18 protein-coding genes are annotated in these 16,235 nt (G+C 72.4%); 11 read left to right on the top strand and 7 right to left on the bottom strand.

Annotated features, from left to right (window positions below):
• Nucleotides 1–2 precede the first annotated feature (2 nt).
• Nucleotides 3–2,132, bottom strand: coding sequence for a DUF6504 family protein (locus V5F59_RS05795; RefSeq protein ID WP_393982288.1), 2,130 nt, complete (start codon nucleotides 2,130–2,132; stop codon nucleotides 3–5).
• Nucleotides 2,026–2,916, bottom strand: coding sequence for an ImuA family protein (locus V5F59_RS05790; RefSeq protein WP_393982289.1), 891 nt, complete (start codon nucleotides 2,914–2,916; stop codon nucleotides 2,026–2,028). The genes V5F59_RS05795 and V5F59_RS05790 overlap by 107 nt, the downstream gene beginning before the upstream one ends.
• A gap of 168 nt (nucleotides 2,917–3,084) precedes the next feature.
• On the opposite strand from V5F59_RS05790, the gene V5F59_RS05785 reads away from it, so the two are divergent.
• From V5F59_RS05785 to V5F59_RS05750, 8 genes are all read left to right on the top strand, one after another.
• Nucleotides 3,085–3,588 carry a PaaI family thioesterase gene (locus tag V5F59_RS05785; RefSeq protein WP_393982290.1) on the top strand — a complete coding sequence of 168 codons (504 nt, stop codon included), beginning with the start codon at nucleotides 3,085–3,087 and terminating at the stop codon, nucleotides 3,586–3,588.
• Nucleotides 3,588–4,301: a DNA/RNA nuclease SfsA gene (gene sfsA / locus V5F59_RS05780; protein ID WP_393982291.1), complete on the top strand. Its 714-nt coding sequence runs from the start codon at nucleotides 3,588–3,590 to the stop codon at nucleotides 4,299–4,301. The genes V5F59_RS05785 and sfsA overlap by 1 nt, the downstream gene beginning before the upstream one ends.
• A gap of 104 nt (nucleotides 4,302–4,405) precedes the next feature.
• On the top strand, nucleotides 4,406–5,407 hold the full coding sequence (locus tag V5F59_RS05775) for a L,D-transpeptidase (protein WP_393982292.1): 1,002 nt from the start codon (nucleotides 4,406–4,408) through the stop codon (nucleotides 5,405–5,407).
• Nucleotides 5,407–6,351 (top strand): penicillin-insensitive murein endopeptidase, encoded by a 945-nt coding sequence (mepA, locus tag V5F59_RS05770; protein ID WP_393982293.1) that lies wholly within the window; start codon nucleotides 5,407–5,409, stop codon nucleotides 6,349–6,351. The genes V5F59_RS05775 and mepA overlap by 1 nt, the downstream gene beginning before the upstream one ends.
• A 114-nt stretch (nucleotides 6,352–6,465) precedes the next feature.
• On the top strand, nucleotides 6,466–6,747 hold the full coding sequence (locus V5F59_RS05765) for an HdeA/HdeB family chaperone (RefSeq protein ID WP_393982294.1): 282 nt from the start codon (nucleotides 6,466–6,468) through the stop codon (nucleotides 6,745–6,747).
• A 132-nt stretch (nucleotides 6,748–6,879) separates the two neighbouring features.
• Complete coding sequence (locus V5F59_RS05760; RefSeq protein WP_393982295.1) at nucleotides 6,880–7,785, top strand: alpha/beta fold hydrolase; 906 nt, start codon at nucleotides 6,880–6,882, stop codon at nucleotides 7,783–7,785.
• 457 nt (nucleotides 7,786–8,242) lie between these two features.
• Nucleotides 8,243–8,644 carry a hypothetical protein gene (locus tag V5F59_RS05755; RefSeq protein WP_393982296.1) on the top strand — a complete coding sequence of 134 codons (402 nt, stop codon included), beginning with the start codon at nucleotides 8,243–8,245 and terminating at the stop codon, nucleotides 8,642–8,644.
• Between the two features lie 55 nt (nucleotides 8,645–8,699).
• Nucleotides 8,700–9,065: a hypothetical protein gene (locus V5F59_RS05750; RefSeq protein WP_509211191.1), complete on the top strand. Its 366-nt coding sequence runs from the start codon at nucleotides 8,700–8,702 to the stop codon at nucleotides 9,063–9,065.
• 130 nt (nucleotides 9,066–9,195) lie between these two features.
• On the opposite strand, the gene V5F59_RS05745 is transcribed toward V5F59_RS05750, so the two are convergent.
• The gene (locus V5F59_RS05745) at nucleotides 9,196–9,639 is read right to left on the bottom strand and encodes a nucleoside deaminase (RefSeq protein ID WP_393982298.1); all 444 of its coding nucleotides are present in this window, start codon (nucleotides 9,637–9,639) and stop codon (nucleotides 9,196–9,198) included.
• 157 nt (nucleotides 9,640–9,796) lie between these two features.
• On the opposite strand from V5F59_RS05745, the gene V5F59_RS05740 reads away from it, so the two are divergent.
• The 3 genes from V5F59_RS05740 (at nucleotide 9,797) to ubiG (ending at nucleotide 13,469) form a co-directional block, all read left to right on the top strand.
• A complete protein-coding gene (locus V5F59_RS05740; protein WP_509211190.1) occupies nucleotides 9,797–11,902 on the top strand; it encodes a pseudouridine synthase in 2,106 nt (701 codons plus the stop codon).
• Between the two features lie 18 nt (nucleotides 11,903–11,920).
• Nucleotides 11,921–12,481: a 16S rRNA (guanine(966)-N(2))-methyltransferase RsmD gene (rsmD, locus tag V5F59_RS05735; RefSeq protein WP_393983170.1), complete on the top strand. Its 561-nt coding sequence runs from the start codon at nucleotides 11,921–11,923 to the stop codon at nucleotides 12,479–12,481.
• Between the two features lie 244 nt (nucleotides 12,482–12,725).
• Nucleotides 12,726–13,469 (top strand): bifunctional 2-polyprenyl-6-hydroxyphenol methylase/3-demethylubiquinol 3-O-methyltransferase UbiG, encoded by a 744-nt coding sequence (gene ubiG / locus V5F59_RS05730; protein WP_393983169.1) that lies wholly within the window; start codon nucleotides 12,726–12,728, stop codon nucleotides 13,467–13,469.
• Nucleotides 13,470–13,475: 6 nt separating this feature from the next.
• Here ubiG and V5F59_RS05725 read toward each other — a convergent pair whose 3' ends face one another.
• From V5F59_RS05725 to V5F59_RS05710, 4 genes are all read right to left on the bottom strand, one after another.
• Nucleotides 13,476–13,946 carry a DUF1178 family protein gene (locus V5F59_RS05725; protein ID WP_393983168.1) on the bottom strand — a complete coding sequence of 157 codons (471 nt, stop codon included), beginning with the start codon at nucleotides 13,944–13,946 and terminating at the stop codon, nucleotides 13,476–13,478.
• Nucleotides 13,943–14,839, bottom strand: a complete 897-nt coding sequence (locus V5F59_RS05720) for a carbon-nitrogen hydrolase family protein (protein WP_393983167.1) — start codon at nucleotides 14,837–14,839, stop codon at nucleotides 13,943–13,945. Before V5F59_RS05720 ends, V5F59_RS05725 begins: the two co-directional genes overlap by 4 nt.
• A 163-nt stretch (nucleotides 14,840–15,002) precedes the next feature.
• A complete protein-coding gene (gene grxC / locus V5F59_RS05715) occupies nucleotides 15,003–15,257 on the bottom strand; it encodes a glutaredoxin 3 (RefSeq protein ID WP_393983166.1) in 255 nt (84 codons plus the stop codon).
• Nucleotides 15,258–15,322: 65 nt separating this feature from the next.
• Nucleotides 15,323–16,096 (bottom strand): ComF family protein, encoded by a 774-nt coding sequence (locus V5F59_RS05710; RefSeq protein WP_393983165.1) that lies wholly within the window; start codon nucleotides 16,094–16,096, stop codon nucleotides 15,323–15,325.
• Nucleotides 16,097–16,235 lie beyond the last annotated feature (139 nt).

Raw genomic sequence — 16,235 nt, 5'->3', positions numbered from 1 at the left:
CGTCACCCGAACAGGCCGTGGAGGAACCAGCGCGGCACCCCGGCCTCCCGCTCGTAGAGGCCGGCGCGGAACAGCCAGAAACGATGGCCCTCCCGCGTTTCCACCCGGAAATAGTCGCGGGTGGGGACCAGGGGCGCATCCGGCCCCCGGCGCCACCATTCGGCGGCGATGCGCTCGGGCCCCTCGACGCGGGCCACCTCGTGGAGCCGCCGTCGCCAACGGAACTGTACGGGCGGGCCATCCGGCACCTCGGCCACCGCCTCCACCGGCTCCGGCGTCTCGAACAGGCGCAGCGGCCGCTCCGGACCGCAGGTGTCGGGACCGGAGCCGTGGGTGCGAGCCCCGGTCACGGGCAGGGCCGGCCTCCGCGCGCCCCGGCCCGCTTCGGAAGGACGCGGCACGTCGAGCCCGGCGCGGGCGGCATCGAACAGCAGGGCGGCCGCGGCGGAGCCCCCCGCCAGCGGTCTCCCGCCCGGCCGGGCGCCGGGCTCCGCGGCGCCGACCGGGCCATGTCCCCCCTCCCCGGCCTCGCCCGGCGGGGAAGAGGCGAAGGCGGTCGCGGCTGAACGCGTCGGCGCGCCGCCCTCCCCTTCTGCCGGCGAAAGACGCGCCATCGGCGACCGGGACGCGGGGACGGCCTTCAAGGCCCGTGCAGGGCCGCTCCCCCACCCCGCCCCACCCGTCAGGGCAACCGCGCCGGTGCGCGGCATGAGCCGGAAGGCGGCCGGTAAAACGGCGGAGGCCGGGGTGCCCCCGGGCCGGGGCGCAGGCGAGGCAGGCGGCGGATCGAGGGCCTCGACCGGCGGCCATGCCGCCGCGAGCGGCATCGCCCCCGCCCCGGCCACCTCGGTCGCCGCCGCCATGAGGGAAGATGCACACAGGCCCTGCGCCGGGACGGCGTGGCTCGCGCTGTCGGGCCAGTGGCGGTCCTCCATCCGGAGCACCTGCACCTGCCGCGCGCCGAAGCGGATGGAGAGGCGGTCGATGAGGCCGTCGAGCGCCTCCGCCCCATCGGTCGCGGCGGCAAAGCCGGACTGATGCTCGGCCATGGGGGCGGCCTCCCGCACGGCGAGGCGCAGGAGATCGAAGCCGAAGCCGGGGTCGAGGCTGGTGAGGGCGGCGATTTTCTCCGCGAACAGGCGGCGGATCGCCTCCGGCGCGCGCAGGGGGCGTCCAGTCCCCACCATGAGCCGCGTCACCTCCCCGTCCACGCGGAACAAGGCGAGGTCGAGCCGCCGCGCCCCCACCCCGTGGCGCTCCAGCGCGGTCTCCAGGGTGGCGGCGAGCTTCACGGTGAGGCCCAGCACGTCCTCCACCCGCTCCACCGGCTCGAACAGGTTGCGCTCGGCGCAGAAGACGGGGGGTGCGAAGCGATAGTCCACCGCCACCGGAGCGGTGCCCAGCGCGGCGTCGAGGCGCTCCAGCAGCCCCGCGCCGAAGCGGGCGGCAAGGGGCGCGCGGGGCTTGCCGATGAGGTCGCCCACCGTGCCGAAGCCCAGCCGCACCAGGGCGCCGAGGGTTGCCGCCTCCAGCCGGAGCGCCGCCAGCGGCAAGGGCGCGAGGAGCGGGGCGAGGGCCTCCTCCTCCGGCACTACCACGCCGGCGCCCGCGCGCCGCTCCCCCCGGCCCGAAAAACGGGCGAGGGCGAAGGCGGCGCCGGCCGTGGAGGCGAGCGCCGCGCGGGCAGCAAAGCCCTGCCCGCCCACGCGCCGGAGAAGGTCGCGCACCAGCCCCGCCTCGTCCCCGAACAGATGCGCGCAGCCGGTGACGTCCAGCAGCAGCCCCTCCGGCCCGTCGAGGGCGAGGAGGGGGGTGTAGCGCTCGCAGGCATCGGCGAAGCGGGCGAGCAGCCGCGCCTCCGCCTCGGGCTCGGCCTCGCTCACCAGAAGGTCGGGGAAGCGCGCCCGCGCATCGGCCAGCGCGAGGCCCGGCGCGAGGCCGAGCGCGGCGGCGGCCCCATTCAGGGCGACGAGGCGCAGCGCCCCCTTATCAGCCATGACGGTGACGCGCGGGCGGGCCCGGTCCTCAGGCGACACCCGCCGTTCGAGGCGATCCGTGGCCAGGAGCGGCAGGCTGAGGCTGAGGTAGCGCCGGCCCGGAACGGCCGGAAGAAGTGGCGTCGCCGCGCTCATGATGCGCCTCCCCGTCCGGCGCGAGGTGGAACTGCCCCCCGGCGAAGGCGAGCGGCCAGTTGCCGGGCGGCCCGAAGCGGTTGCGCACGAGCCGGACGCGGGCACGCGGCACCCCGAGCCCGCCCAGGCCGTCCGGCGCCGGGCTCGGCAAGGGCGAGACCACCCAGCGGCTCACCGCCGCGCAGGGCTCGCAGGCCATCGTGTGGCGCGCGATGAGGCCGAGGATGCCCTGCCCCCGCGCCGCGAGGGAGAGGCGCCGCGTGGCCGTGAGCGCATCCGGCAAAGGCGAGGCCACTTCCCCGAGAACGGCGGCGAGACCGGCGCATTTCAACCCCTCCTCCATCACGTACAGAACGTCCTGCGGCCGGCGCACCCGCACCAGGAGCAGCGCGCCGGGAGAAAGGCCGAAGGCGGCAAGCCCCGGCGCGTAGAAGGCGCCCGCCTCCCACGGCACCAGGTCCTGCTGCACCAGGAGCAGAGGCCGGCGGCACGCCATCACCGCGCAGGCGGCAAGCCCCAGGGCAAAGGCCCCGAGCACGCCGGCATCGGCCGCCGGGGCCGACACCTCGTGCAGCCCCCCGAGGAGCAGGCCGCCGCCGAGGGCCGCATCCACCGGCGCGACGCCCAACGGCAGGCGCGCGGGCGCCTCCCCCAGGGAGAAATCCCCGCCCGCCCCCGGCGGCGCCTCGCCCCGCTCGATGGCCGAGATGGCCGCCCGCAGGCCCTGCCGCAGACGCGCGACATCGGCCGCGGAGCGGGATGCATCCGTGGAACGTGACGGCACGACCGCCTCTCTTGTTCTCTATTTGTTCTTATAGATTCCGGAACGCGGCGACGGAGTCAAGGCGCGACCCGGAAGCGGTGTCCGGCCACCCCATGCGGCGAAACACGAAAGGGTGCGCGCACCGCATGATCGGCTATGTTCGCTCTCCAGGAGAAAGCCCCGCCCGCGATGACCGAACCTGCCCTCACTCCCCAAGATCCCTTCTTCGAGACCAAGGTGCGCGAGAGCTTCGCGCGCCAGCCCTTCATGAGCACCATCGGCGCCGTCCTCGGGACGGTGGAGCCGGGGCGGGTGGAGGTGGTGCTGCCCTATGCGCCGGGCGTCACCCAGCAGCACGGCTTCTTCCACGGCGGCTCCATCGGCGCCATCGCCGACACGGCCGGCGGCTATGCGGCCTTCACCCTGTTCCCGGCGGGCTCCACGGTGCTGACCGTGGAGTACAAGATCAACATCATGGCGCCCGGCAAGGGCGAGCGGCTCGTGGCCGTGGGCCATGTGACGCGCGCAGGCCGCACGCTCACCATCGTGCGGGTGGATGTCTATGCCGAGGCGGCGGGCGGGCGCATCCATTGCGCCACCGCCACGCAGACCCTCATCTGCCTTCACGGCAGGAGCGACGGCATCAGCGACGGCATCAGCGACGGCCCCGGCGGCGGACCGGCAAACGGCTGATGCGCTTCGCCACGCCGCTCATCGAAGGCCGCCTGGTGCGGCGCTACAAGCGCTTCCTCGCCGACGTGGTGCTGGAGGATGGCACCGAGACCACCGCCCACGTGGCCAATTCCGGCGCCATGCTGGGGCTCGATGCCCCGGGCAGCCGGGTGTGGCTGTCGCGCTCGTCCAATCCCAACCGCAAGCTCGCCCTGAGCTGGGAGCTGGTGGAGGCCGATTTCGGCGCCGGACCGGAGCTGGTGGGGGTCAACACCATGCACCCCAACCTCCTCGTCGCCGAGGCCATCGCCGCGGGCCATGTGCCGGCGCTCGCCGGCTACGCCCGCATGCGGCGGGAGGTGAAATACGGCAAGTCGAGCCGCATCGACATCCAGCTGGAGGACGAGGCGAAGCCCCTGTGCCTGGTGGAGGTGAAGAACGTCCACCTCATGCGCGCGCCGGGCCATGCGGAATTCCCGGACTGCGTGACCGCCCGCGGGGCGAAGCACCTCGACGAGCTTGCCGCCGAGGCCCAGAAGGGCAACCGGGCGGTGATGGTCTACCTGAGCCAGATCGGCTCGGCCGGGCGCATCGGCCTCGCCCGCGATCTCGACCCCGGCTACGGCCGGGCCTTCGATCTGGCGAGGGCGGCGGGGGTGGAGGCCATCGGCCTCGTCTGCCGCATCGACCCGGACGGGATCGAGGTGGCCGACATCATCCCGATGACCGGGTGAGGGGTTCAGGCACCCGCCCCTTTCCTCCACCGCGCATGGACAGGCCGCGCCGGCCGCGCCACAGATAGGCACAGACGGCCGATTCGCACGTTGGGGGACATGCCATGCCAGATATCCTTCACCTCAGCCGGCGCGGCGCCGTGAAGCTTGCCGTCGCGCTCGCGGGCGGGCTCGTCGCCGATGCCCTCCTGCCCGCTTTCGCCGCCAACGACCCGGACATCACCGCCATCAAGGGGCTCAAGCCCGGCGAGTGGGTGTGGTATCCCGAGCGCGCGCCGGACGGCTTCGTCGCCATCGTGGTGAACCTCGACGACCAGCGCTGCTTCGTCTACCGCAACGGCGTGCGGATCGGTGCGTCCACCGTCTCCACGGGCAAGGACGGGCACGAGACGCCCACCGGCGTCTTCACCATCCTCGGCAAGGACGTGGAGCACCACTCTTCCATCTACAACAACGCCTCCATGCCCTACACGGAGCGTCTCACCTGGTCGGGGGTGGCGCTCCATGCGGGCGGGCTGCCGGGCTATCCCTCCTCCCACGGCTGCGTGCACCTGCCGCTCGCCTTCTCCAAGCTCGTGTTCGGCATCACCCACGTGGGCACGCCGGTGATCATCGCCAACAGCCACTCCGCGCCGGAAGACGTGCTGCACCCCGGTCTCGTGATGAGCGAGGGGCTGGACGAGCAGCTCGCGGTCTCCGCCACCGGCCAGGGCGCGCCACAGGACAATGCCCCCACCACCGAGCCCATCTCCATGGTGGTGAGCGGCGCGGACAGGACCATCACCGTGCTGCGCGGCGGGCAGACGGCGCTGCAGGGCCCCGTCGCCATCGCCGACCCGGCGGCGCCGCTCGGCAACGTCGTCTATGTGCTCGCGGCCAAGAACGGCGGCCCGCCGCGCTGGAGCGCCATCTCCTACGAAGGCAAGACACCCGCCGGCATCGCCCAGCAATCCCTCGCCCGGGTGACGGTGGACGCCTCCATCAACAAGCAGGTCTCGGCCCTCGCCCTGCCGGGCACCACCCTGCTCGTCACCGATCTGCCGGCCCATCCCGGCACGCGGAACGCCGGGGGCTTCGTGGTGATGACTCACAAGGTGGAGGGCTGATGGCCCCCGGCCGCACCGCGCTGCTGCTCGCCGCCGCGCTCATCGGCCTCGCGCTCGCCCGGCCGGCCGCCGCCCAGCAGCCGCCGGCACCGGTGCCGGGCAAGCCCGCCGCCGCCAGGCCCGCAAGCGGCCCCCCGGCGGGCGCCACGCCGGCCAAGGAACTGTTCGGCCGCGCGGAGGGCCCGGCGCCGCTCGCCGCCCGGTCCATCGGCTTCTATTCCAAGGGCTGCCTTGCGGGCGGCGAGGCGCTGCCGGTGAACGGGCCCAGCTGGCAGGTCATGCGCCTGTCCCGCAACCGCAACTGGGGCCATCCGGACCTCGTGGCCTTCCTGGAGCGCTTCTCCGGCGAGGTGCCGAAGGTGTCCGGCTGGCACGGCATCCTGGTGGGCGACATGGCCCAGCCCCGCGGCGGCCCCATGCTCACCGGCCACGCCTCCCACCAGATCGGCCTCGACGCCGACATCTGGCTGACCCCGAGCCCCGGCCGCGAGCTGACGCGTGACGAGCGGGAGAAGCTTTCCGCCTCCATGATGGTACGCGCCGACCGCCGCGACATCGACCCCGCCAACTGGCGGCCCGACACCTGGAAGGTGATCCGCGCCGCGGCGCGCGATCCGCGGGTGGAGCGCATCTTCGTCAACGCCGCCATCAAGAAGGCCCTGTGCCGGGAGGCGACGGGCGACCGCGGCTTCCTCGCCAAGGTGCGGCCCTACTGGGGGCACGACTACCACATGCACGTGCGCCTCACCTGCCCCGCCGACAGCCCGGAATGCCGGCCGCAGGAGGCCCCGCCCGTGGGCGAGGGCTGCGGATCGGATCTGGACTGGTGGTTCACCGACGAGGTGCTGCATCCCAAGCCCGAGAAGGAACCGGCGAAGCCGAAGCCGCCCATAACCCTTGCCGACCTGCCGGACGCCTGCGCAGCGGTGCTCGGCGCCAGATAGCGCCCCCGCGCTGGCGGCGACGGCTTGCAGGCGGGCATTCTGGCATTTGCGTGGACCGGGGCGCATGATGCCCGCGTCGGCCGCATGGACGGCCCAAGAGAAGGGGGAGGAAGCATGAAACATGTGCTCGCCCTGGCCGTGCTCATCGCCGGTCTGAGCCCTGCGGCAGCGGAAAAGTGGGATTTGTCCACCATGACCTGCCAGCAATTCATCAACAGCGACAAGACGACGATCTCAATCATCCTTACCTGGCTCGACGCTTACTACAAGGACGAGGACGCCTCGCCCGTCATCGACACGGACAAGTTCGTGAAGAATGCCGAGAAGCTCGCCGCCTTCTGTGCCACATCGCCTAATCTCGGGCTGATCACGGCGGCGGACGAAGTGTTCGACTGATCCCCCTCGCCCGCTCTTCGACCGATGCAGCGCCACGGGAGGGCGCGCCCCGCCGCGCGCCTTTCCCCCGGCATCGCCCCGCCCGTTCCTCGCCCGGTGCCGGCGCGGGACCCAGGAACCAGGAGCTCCCGCATGACCGACGCCTCAGACCTCTTCCCCGGCTTCGATTCCCATTATGTGGACACCAAGGCGGGCCGCATCTTCCTGCGGCAGGGCGGCAAGGGATCCCCGCTCCTCCTGCTCCACGGCTTCCCGCAAAGCCACGTCATGTGGCACAAGGTGGCGCCGAAGCTCGCCGAGCAGCACACGCTGGTCATCCCCGACCTGCCCGGCTACGGCTGGAGCGCGGCGCCGGTGGAGGGGGCGGACCATGCCCCCTATTCCAAGCGCGCCATGGCCGCCGCCATGGTGGAGGTGATGGAGCATCTGGGCTTCGCCCACTTCTCCCTCATGGGCCACGACCGGGGCGCGCGGGCCGGCTACCGGCTCGGCCTCGACCATCCCGGCCGGCTCGATGCGCTGGTGGTGCTCGACATCGTCCCCACCTACGTCATGTGGCACAAGATGGACCGGGCGCGGGCGCTGCAGGTCTACCACTGGTCCATGCTCGCCCAGCCGAAGCCCCTGCCGGAGAAGCTGATCGGCGCCCATCCGGCCTGGTTCCTCGACTGGACCATGGCCAGCTGGACCGCCGCCAAGGACCTTTCCGCCTTCGATCCGCGCGCCATGGTGCAGTACCGCGCCGCCATCTCCTCCCCGGACCGGCTCCACGCCATGTGCGAGGACTACCGCGCCGGCGCCACCATCGACCTCGCCCATGACGAGGCGGACCTCGCCGCCGCCCGCACCCTCTCCTGCCCGGTCTTCGTCCTGTGGGGCTCGGCAGGCATTCCCAGCCGCGGCGTAAGTCCGCTGGAGGCCTGGACGGCCTTCGCGCCGAAGCTCGACGGCACGGGGGTGGAGGCGGGCCATTTCGTCTGCGAGGAAGCGCCCGAGGCAATGCTGCGGGCGGTGATGCCCTTCCTCGCGGAAAGCTGAGGCGCCCCCGGCGCTCCCGCGCCGAGGGTCCGGCGTCATGCGAGGCCCGGCCGCCAGCCGGGCCTTTTCCTTGCCGCCGTCTTCCCTGCCGACGGAAAGAAACCCGATCCCGCCTTTCCGAAAGGCAGCCATCCCTCAAACGGTGGATGTCATCCCCCGCGGCCGGCCTAGGATGCGGCCACGACCGGCAAGGTCCCGCGCGCCCGAGATCCACGCATCGTCGTGCCTGCCCGCGCCCGGCCCTTCCGGCCCTTGATCGCTCCGGTCGCCCGCCAGAACCGGACCCGCCCGCACCGAGCCGCCCACGGGCGCCCGATGCGCGCGGAATCCGTCTCCATCCAGAGAGGTGGAGGGCGATCCGGAGACCCGACCGCGCAGCGAACGACCTTCGCCGCCGGACGACATCGCACCTGTCCACATCATCACGATCCGTCGCAGGACGGACGGAGGGGTCGCCATGACCAGATACATGAACCTGCCCGCCTTGGCGCTCGGCGCCATGCTCGCCGCGGCCTTCTACCTCGTGCCCCATGCCGCGGAAGCCGGCTGCCGCATCTTCCAGCACCGCGACTACGGCGGCTCCGGATACACGCTGCACAATCTGGAGCGCATGAAGATGGTGCAGGGCGAGAGCCTGGGCTGCACCACCAACGGCCACGGCCCCGGCTGCGAGAGCGTGATCTACGAGCCCTCGTGGAACGACCAGATCTCCTCCTTCAAGGTCACGCGGGGCTGCACGATCACCCTGTGGCAGCACGTCAACGAAGGGGGCGCGCACTTCCGCTCCAACCGCAGCTACAAATACGTGGGCAGCGCTTGGAACGACCAGGCGTCCGAAGCCTTGTGCATGTGCCGGTAAGGTGCCGGGAGCCACGGCCCGCCCCTCCGGGGCAGGCGTGCACAAGCGTGCCGGGATGAAGGAGACGGAAGACATGCGATGGCTGGGCGCACGCCTCCTCCCGCTGATCCTCGCGGCCGCCTGTCCGGGCGCGGGGGCATCGGCAGCGGAGAGCATCATCGGCACCTGGGCGACGCCCGGAAAATGCGGGCGTCCCCTCTCCACCATCGTGGTGGAGCCCATGCACCTCTCGGGGGAGGACTTCTACTGCGATTTCACCAGCGTCTCGCGCAACGGCGATACCGTGCGTTGGCGCGGCGCCTGCACCTACGGTGTGGATGAGGCGGAGAAGACCGTCGTCACCGCCCGCCTCGCCAAAGGCATGCTCCGCTACCAGATGAACCGCGACGGCTGGAACGGCCCGCTCCAGCGCTGCCCATGAAGGCCGGCGTCGCCGGGCGCCGGATCGAGCGGCTGACGCCGCCTCTAAAAAGACGACCGAGCGGCTAGCGCCGCTCCCTGGAAACAAGGTCGAGCGGCTAGCGCCGCTCCCTGGAAACAAGGTCGAGCGGCTAGCGCCGCTCCTGGAAGAAGGCCTTCAGCACCTCCGCCGCCTGCCGCTCGGCGATGCCGCCATAGACTTCCGGCACGTGGTGGCAGGTGGGCTGGGAATAAAAGCGCGCGCCATTCTCCACCCCGCCGCCCTTGGGATCGGAGGCGCCGAAATAGAGCCGGCGGATGCGGGCGAAGGAGATGGCGGCCGCGCACATGGCGCAGGGCTCCAGCGTCACGTAGAGATCGCAATTGGTGAGCCGCTCGGACTTCAGCCGCCCGCCGGCGGCGCGCACCACCAGCATCTCGGCATGGGCCGTGGGATCGTTGAGCTCGCGGGTGCGGTTGCCGTCGCGGGCGATCACCTCGTTGCCGCGCACCAGAACGGCACCCACCGGTACCTCCCCACGCTCCGCGGCGGCCCGCGCCTCGTTGAGCGCCATCTGCATGAAGGTTCCCGACATTGTGCCCCTGCCCATCCCGCGCTCGCCGCGCCGGTCCTGCTGTGCTAGAGCATTTCCCCGCTTCGTTGAATCGTGGAAATGCTCGAGATCTTTGCGTTGATGCGTTTTCTTCACGCGAACCGGTGCCCAATTCGCTGGAAAACGCTATAGACGCCCCATGCCGCGCACATCACCGCCCCGCAAGGACAAGAACCGCGTTCCGCGCCAGAAGCGTGAACTTCCCGCCGCCCCTCCGAAGGAGGCCGAGCGCATCGCCAAGGTCGTGGCCCGCGCCGGGCTCGGCTCGCGCCGTGAGATCGAGGAATGGATCGAGGCCGGCCGCGTCGCCGTGAACGGCGAGGTGCTGGCGAGCCCCGCCGTCACCGTGACGGCGCAGGACAAGATCACCATCGACGGGGAGCCCCTGCCGGAGCGCGAGCGTACCCGCCTCTTCATCTACCACAAGCCCAGGGGCGTGGTGACCACCAACCGCGACCCGGAGGGGCGCACCACCCTGTTCGAGATCCTGCCGAAGGGCCTGCCGCGCCTCGTGAGCATCGGCCGGCTGGACCTGAATTCCGAAGGCCTGCTGCTGCTCACCAACGACGGTGGCCTCGCCCGCGTGCTGGAGCTGCCGGAGACCGCCTGGCTGCGCCGCTACCGCGTGCGCGCCAATGGCGAGATCGACCAGGCGCAGCTCGACACCCTGCTCAAGGGCATCACGGTGGAGGGCGTGGAATACGGGCCCATCGAGGCCACCCTCGACCGCGTGCAGGGCGCCAATGCCTGGATCACCGTCTCCCTGCGCGAGGGCAAGAACCGCGAGATCCGCAACGTGCTGGGCGCGCTGGGGCTGCAGGTGAACCGCCTGATCCGCGTCTCCTACGGTCCCTTCCAGCTGGGCGAGATCCCGGAAGGCGGCGTGGAGGAGGTGCGCACCCGCGTGCTGCGCGACCAGATCGGCGCCGACCTCGCAGCCGCCGCCGGGGCCGATTTCGCCGGCCCGCTGGTGGAACGCGAGGTGGAGGAGGCTCCGGTTCGCCCCGCCTATCGTCCCGCCGGCCGCAAGCAGGCGATGGCCGAGAAGTCCGGCGGCCTGAAGGCCGCGGCCCGCCGCAGCTCCCGCGAGCCGCAGGCCTTCGATGCGCCGGTGGAGGATTTCATCCACCCCGCCGGCCCGCGTCCGCGCCGCCGCGCGAGCGAGGAGCGCGGCACCGAGCGCGTCGGCACCGTGGCCGACCGCAAGGGCCGCACCGTGAAGGTGGAGCGCGTGCTCGCGCCGAAGGGCGAGGCGCCCGCGCGCGGGGCCGGACCCAAGGGCCGCGCCGGCAGCCGCGCCACCGGCCGCCCCGGTGCCGAGGAGGCCTCCGCCCGTCCTTTCCGCCGCAGCCGCGAGGACGGTCCCGCCGAGCGGCCCCGCCGTTCGGAAGGGCGCCCGCCCTTCCGCGACGACGCCCCGCGAGGCCGAGCCCCGCGCGAGGAGAAGGAAGACTTCCGCCGGCGCCCCACCCGTTCCGGCGAGCGGGAGGAACGCCCGCGCCGCTATGACGACGAAGGCAGCTTCAAGCGCTCCGGCCCCCGCCGCGAGGGCGAGCGCCCGCAGGGTGAACGCGCCTTCCGCCCCCGGCCGGAAGGCCGTGGCGGCGATTTCGGCGACAAGCCCCCGCGCGGCCGCAGCTTCGGCGGCGACCGGCCTGAAGGCGACCGGCCGTCCCGCGCCCGTCCCCGGCCGGAAGGCCGCGGTGGCGATTTCGGCGACAGGCCCCCGCGCGGCCGCAGCTTCGGCGGCGACCGGCCCGAGGGCGACCGGCCGTCCCGCGCCCGCCCCCGGCCGGAAGGCCGTGGCGGCGACTTCGGCGACAGGCCCCCGCGCGGCCGCAGCTTCGGCGGCGACCGGCCTGAAGGGGACCGGCCGTCCCGTGCCCGGCCCCGGCCGGAAGGCCGTGGTGGCGATTTCAGCGACAGGCCCCCGCGTAGCCGCAGCTTCGGCGGCGACCGGCCTGAAGGCGACCGGCCGTCCCGCGCCCGTCCCCGGCCGGAAGGCCGCGGCGGTGATTTCGGCGACAGGCCGGCGCGGGAGCGCAGCTTCGGTGACAAGCCGGCCGGGCGCGAGCGCTCGTTCGGGGACCGTCCCGGCGGCTTCGCCGGCAAGGGGCCCGGAAAGCCTGCGGCCGGCCGCGGCGGCAAGCCCGGCGGCTTTGGCAAAGGGCCCGGCAAGGGGCCTGGAAAGCCCGGCGGGCGCCCCGCGGGTGGCAAGCCCGGCGGTCCGCGCGGCAAGCGCTGAACGGGCGCCTGACCCGTCATGCGCATCGTCGGCGGCACGTGGAAGGGGCGCACGCTGAAGGGCCCCTCCTCCAGCCTCACCCGGCCCACCTCGGACCGGCTGCGCGAGAGCCTGTTCAACATGCTCGCGCATGCCTACGGCGACCCCTGCGAGAACGCGCGGGTGCTGGACCTGTTCGCCGGCACCGGCGCGCTCAGCCTTGAGGCGCTGTCGCGCGGGGCACGCTTCGCCTTGTTCGTGGAGGAGGCGGCCGAGGCGCGCGGCCTCATCCGCGACAATGTGGAGGCCCTCGGCCTCACCGGCGTCACCCGGATCTTCCGGCGCGACGCCACCCGCCTCGGCGAGATGGGACCGGGGGAGGCCTATTCCCTCGTCTTCTGCGATCCCCCCTATGGCAAGGGGCTCGCCGAGCTGGCGATCTCCGGCGCCCTTGCGGGCGGCTGGCTCGCCCCGGACGCGCTCCTGGTGGTGGAGGAGCGCACCGGCGCCTTCGTGACACCGGACGGCTTCCGCGAGATCGAGCGCCGCGCCTATGACGAAAGCGAGCTGATCTTCCTGGAGCCGGTCCCGCTCGGGTGAGGGGACCTTTCCACGGGCGCCTGTCCGGACTGTCCCGGGGCGGACGCTTCCGCCCCGCGAACGTCCATCCCGCGCCGTCGTGGCCGGGCTGGTCCCGGCCATCCACCCCCGCCGGATTGCCTTGCGCCTCAGGTTTCTTCCAGCCCCCCGCCTGGGTGCCTCCGGACAAGACCGCGCCGGACGGGCCCCGTGCCTTGCCGGGCGGCCCGGCGCCCCTTAAGTCTCGGAAGTGAAGGAGAGCGCCATGCCTGAGATGAACGCCACCGTCGATCCGGCCGAGGTCGCCCGCTTCGATGCGCTGGGCGCCGAATGGTGGAACGAGAAGGGCAAGATGGCCCCGCTCCATGCCATGAACCCGGCGCGCCTCTCCTTCCTGCGCGATGCGCTGGTGCGCCATTTCGGTCACGACGCGCGCGCGCTGCGCCCGCTGAAGGGCCTGTCCATCCTCGACATCGGCTGCGGCGGCGGCCTGCTCTCCGAGCCGCTGGCGCGGATGGGAGGGGAGGTGACGGGCATCGACCCCGCCCCCGGCAATGTAGAGATCGCCCGCGCCCATGCCGCGAGCACCGGTGTCTCCGTCGCCTACGAGGCCATCACCGCCGAGGAGCTGGCGGAGCGCGGCACCCGTTTCGACGTGGTGGTGGCGCTGGAGGTGGTGGAGCACGTGGCGGACGTGGCCCTGTTCGTGCGCACCGCCGGCCGGCTGGTGGCCGAGGGGGGCGTGCTGGTGCTCTCCACCCTCAACCGCACCGCCAAGAGCTTCGCGCTGGCCATCGTCGGCGCCGAATACGTGCTGCGCTGGCTGCCGCCGGGCACCCACCATTGGGACAAGTTCATCACCCCCGAGGAGCTGGAGGCGACGCTGGCCGCCGCCGGCTTTTCCGCCCGCGAGAAGGTGGGCCTCGCCTACGAGCCCTTCTCCGGCGACTTCCGCCTGACCGAGGACCTGGGCGTGAACTATTTCATGGTGGCGGCGCGAGAGGCGTGAGGCGCCTCAGTTCCGCTCGTCCGGCAGCACCGGCAGGGGGAACACCTCCACCTCGTCCTCGTGGAGGGACTTGACCTCCTCCACGGTGGCCTCGCCGTAGATGGAGCGGTGCTCGATCTCGCCGTCGTGCATCTTGCGGGCAAGGTCGGCGAAGTCCTCCCCCACATAATCGGACGTGTTGACGATGTGCTCGCGCAGCTGGCGCATGAGCGCACGCAGCTCGCCGTCCGGCCGCGTCATCATGGGCACGGCCGCGTCCCCGGCGGCGGGCTCGGCGGGAGCCGCGGCGGGCGCGGGTGCGGCGGCGCGGTCGGTGCGGGCGACGGAGGGGGCCATCACCGCCTTCTCCACCTGGACCGAGCCGCAGGCGGGGCAGGTGACGAGGCCGCGCGTCTGCTGGGCGTCGAAGCTCGCGGATGAGGGGAACCAGCTCTCGAACCGGTGCCCGGAGACGCAGTTGAGGGTGTAGCGGATCATGACGAGGCCCTGACCACGCTGAGGTGGCCCGAAAGATGGCTCACCTGGCCGGGCTCGGCGATCTCGAACCTGCGGCCATTGGAGAGGGAGGGAACGCGGGCGCGGGCGGAGGCGACCTCCTTGAGGTCGAGCTCGGCGAGGATGACACCGGGATCGGTGCCCCCCTCGGCGATCACCCGGCCCCAGGGATCGACCACCAGCGAATGCCCGAAGGTCTCGCGGCCGTTCTCGTGCTTGCCGCCCTGGGCCGCGGCCAGCACATAGGCGCCGTTCTCGATGGCGCGGGCGCGCAGCAGCACGTGCCAGTGGGCCTCGCCCGTAGGCCGCGTGAAAGCGGACGGCACGGTGAGCACCGAGGCGCCCCCCTCCGCCAGCGCGCGGTAGAGGGAGGGAAAGCGCAGGTCGTAGCAGATGGTGAGGCCGAGGCGGATGCCGTCCAGATCCGCCAGGATGGCGCGCTCGCCGGGGCGGTAGGCGGAGGATTCGCGGTAGCTCTCGCCATTGCCGAGATCCACGTCGAACATGTGGATCTTGTCGTAGCGGGCGACGATCTCCCCCTCCGGGGAGAGGAGGAACGCGCGGTTGACCGCCTTCGTCTCGGCCACCTTGAGGGCGAGGGAGCCCACATGGAGGAAGATTCCGAGCTCGCGGGCGAGATCGCGGAACGCCTTCAGCGTCTCGTCGGCCTCCTCCTCCTTGAGCTTGCCGAACAGCACCTGCCGGTCCAGCTCCATGAGGTTGGTCACCTCGGGGGTCTGCACATAGCGGGCGCCCTCGCGGGCGGCTTCGCGCACGAGGGCCGAGGCCGCCTCCAGGTTGGCGGCGGGCTCCCGCCCGCTGCGCAGCTGCACGAGGGCGACGCGGAGGGTTCCCGACAGGTCGGCGGAGGTCATTGGTGCTCGCTCTTCGTCTTCGGCGCGGAACTCTTCGGCGCGGAACTTCGGCCCGATCCGTCCAAGCGCCCCCGGCGCCGGGGCGCCGTCATGGACAGATGGGATGCCGTCTCAGTTTCGCACGGGTTCCGGCCCGCGAACAGGCGCGTGGACGCAGCCCGACTCACGCGGCGAGCGCGTCGAGCCGGCCGGCCTCCTCCAGCGCGTAGAGATCATCGCAGCCGCCCACATGGGTCTCGCCGATGAAGATCTGCGGCACGCTGGTGCGGCCGTTGGCCCGCCGGATCATCTCCTGCTGGCCTTCCTTGTCGGTGGTGACGTCGATCTCGGTGAAGGTCAGCCCCTTGCGGCGCAGCAATTCCTTGGCGGAATGGCAATAGGGACAGTAGCTCTTGGTGTAGATTTCGATGGGCTTCATGATGTCACGAGCGGGGGGTTGCGCGACGGTGGGGCACCGTCACGAAAGCGTCGCATCATAAGGGTTCACGCGAAATCGACAACCCGCGCGAACGTCAGGGCATCCACCCCCGAGACCCCCGCCCGACGCAGGACGCGGGCGCAGGCGTCCAGCGTCGCGCCCGTCGTGTAGACGTCATCCACCAGAAGGACCCGGCGGCCGGCCAGCACCGATGCTGCATTGCCGCAGAGCGCGAAGGCGCCGGCCACGTTCTCCCGCCGCTCCATCTTGCCGAGGCGGGTCTGCGAGGATGTGACGCGGCGCCGCTTCAGCAGGTCTGCGCGCTGGGGCACCCCGGTCGCCCGCGACAGGTGCCGGCCGAGGAGCGCGGCCTGGTTGAACCGCCGCCGCCACAGACGGAAAGGATGCAAGGGCACGGGGAGCAGGAGGTCCGCATCGGGCAGCACGTCCCCCCCTGCCTGCGCCATCATGCGGGCCAGAGGGGCGGCGAGGTCCAGCCGGTCGGCATATTTCAGCTTGTGCACGAGGTCGCGCGCCACCGCATCGAAGGTCACGGCGGCGCGAGCCCGGTCGAAGGCGGGCGGATCGTCCAGCGCGTCCGGATGGATGGTCAGGCCGGCGTCGTGCACGAAGGGCGCGCCGGTGCGCTCGCAGAACGGCCGGCTGATGAAGGAGAGCTTGCTCCAGCACGTCCCGCACAGGCCGCCCGCCACGCCGGTGATGTCGCCGCATGAGATGCAGGTGGGCGGAAGCGCAAGGCCCAGCACGCCCGAGCCCAGGGCCCGTGCCGCCCCGGCCGCCCGGCCGCCAGCCTGCCTGAGATATGAGCCGATCCGCACCCCTCCCCCTCCCCGGTCCATGATCGGCCGGCGGTGGCGCATCGTAAAGCATGCGGCGGCCGCACCGTGCGAGCCAGTCCATCTCCGCGCGTCATGCCTGGCCTTGGTCCGGGCCTCCGCGAGCTCGGAACGGGAGGTT

The organism is Xanthobacter nonsaccharivorans, assembly GCF_043194755.2.
Taxonomy (GTDB): domain Bacteria; phylum Pseudomonadota; class Alphaproteobacteria; order Rhizobiales; family Xanthobacteraceae; genus Xanthobacter; species Xanthobacter autotrophicus_G.
The sequence above is the reverse complement of the archived record's forward strand: the minus strand, read 5'-3'. Positions and strand labels throughout refer to the sequence as shown.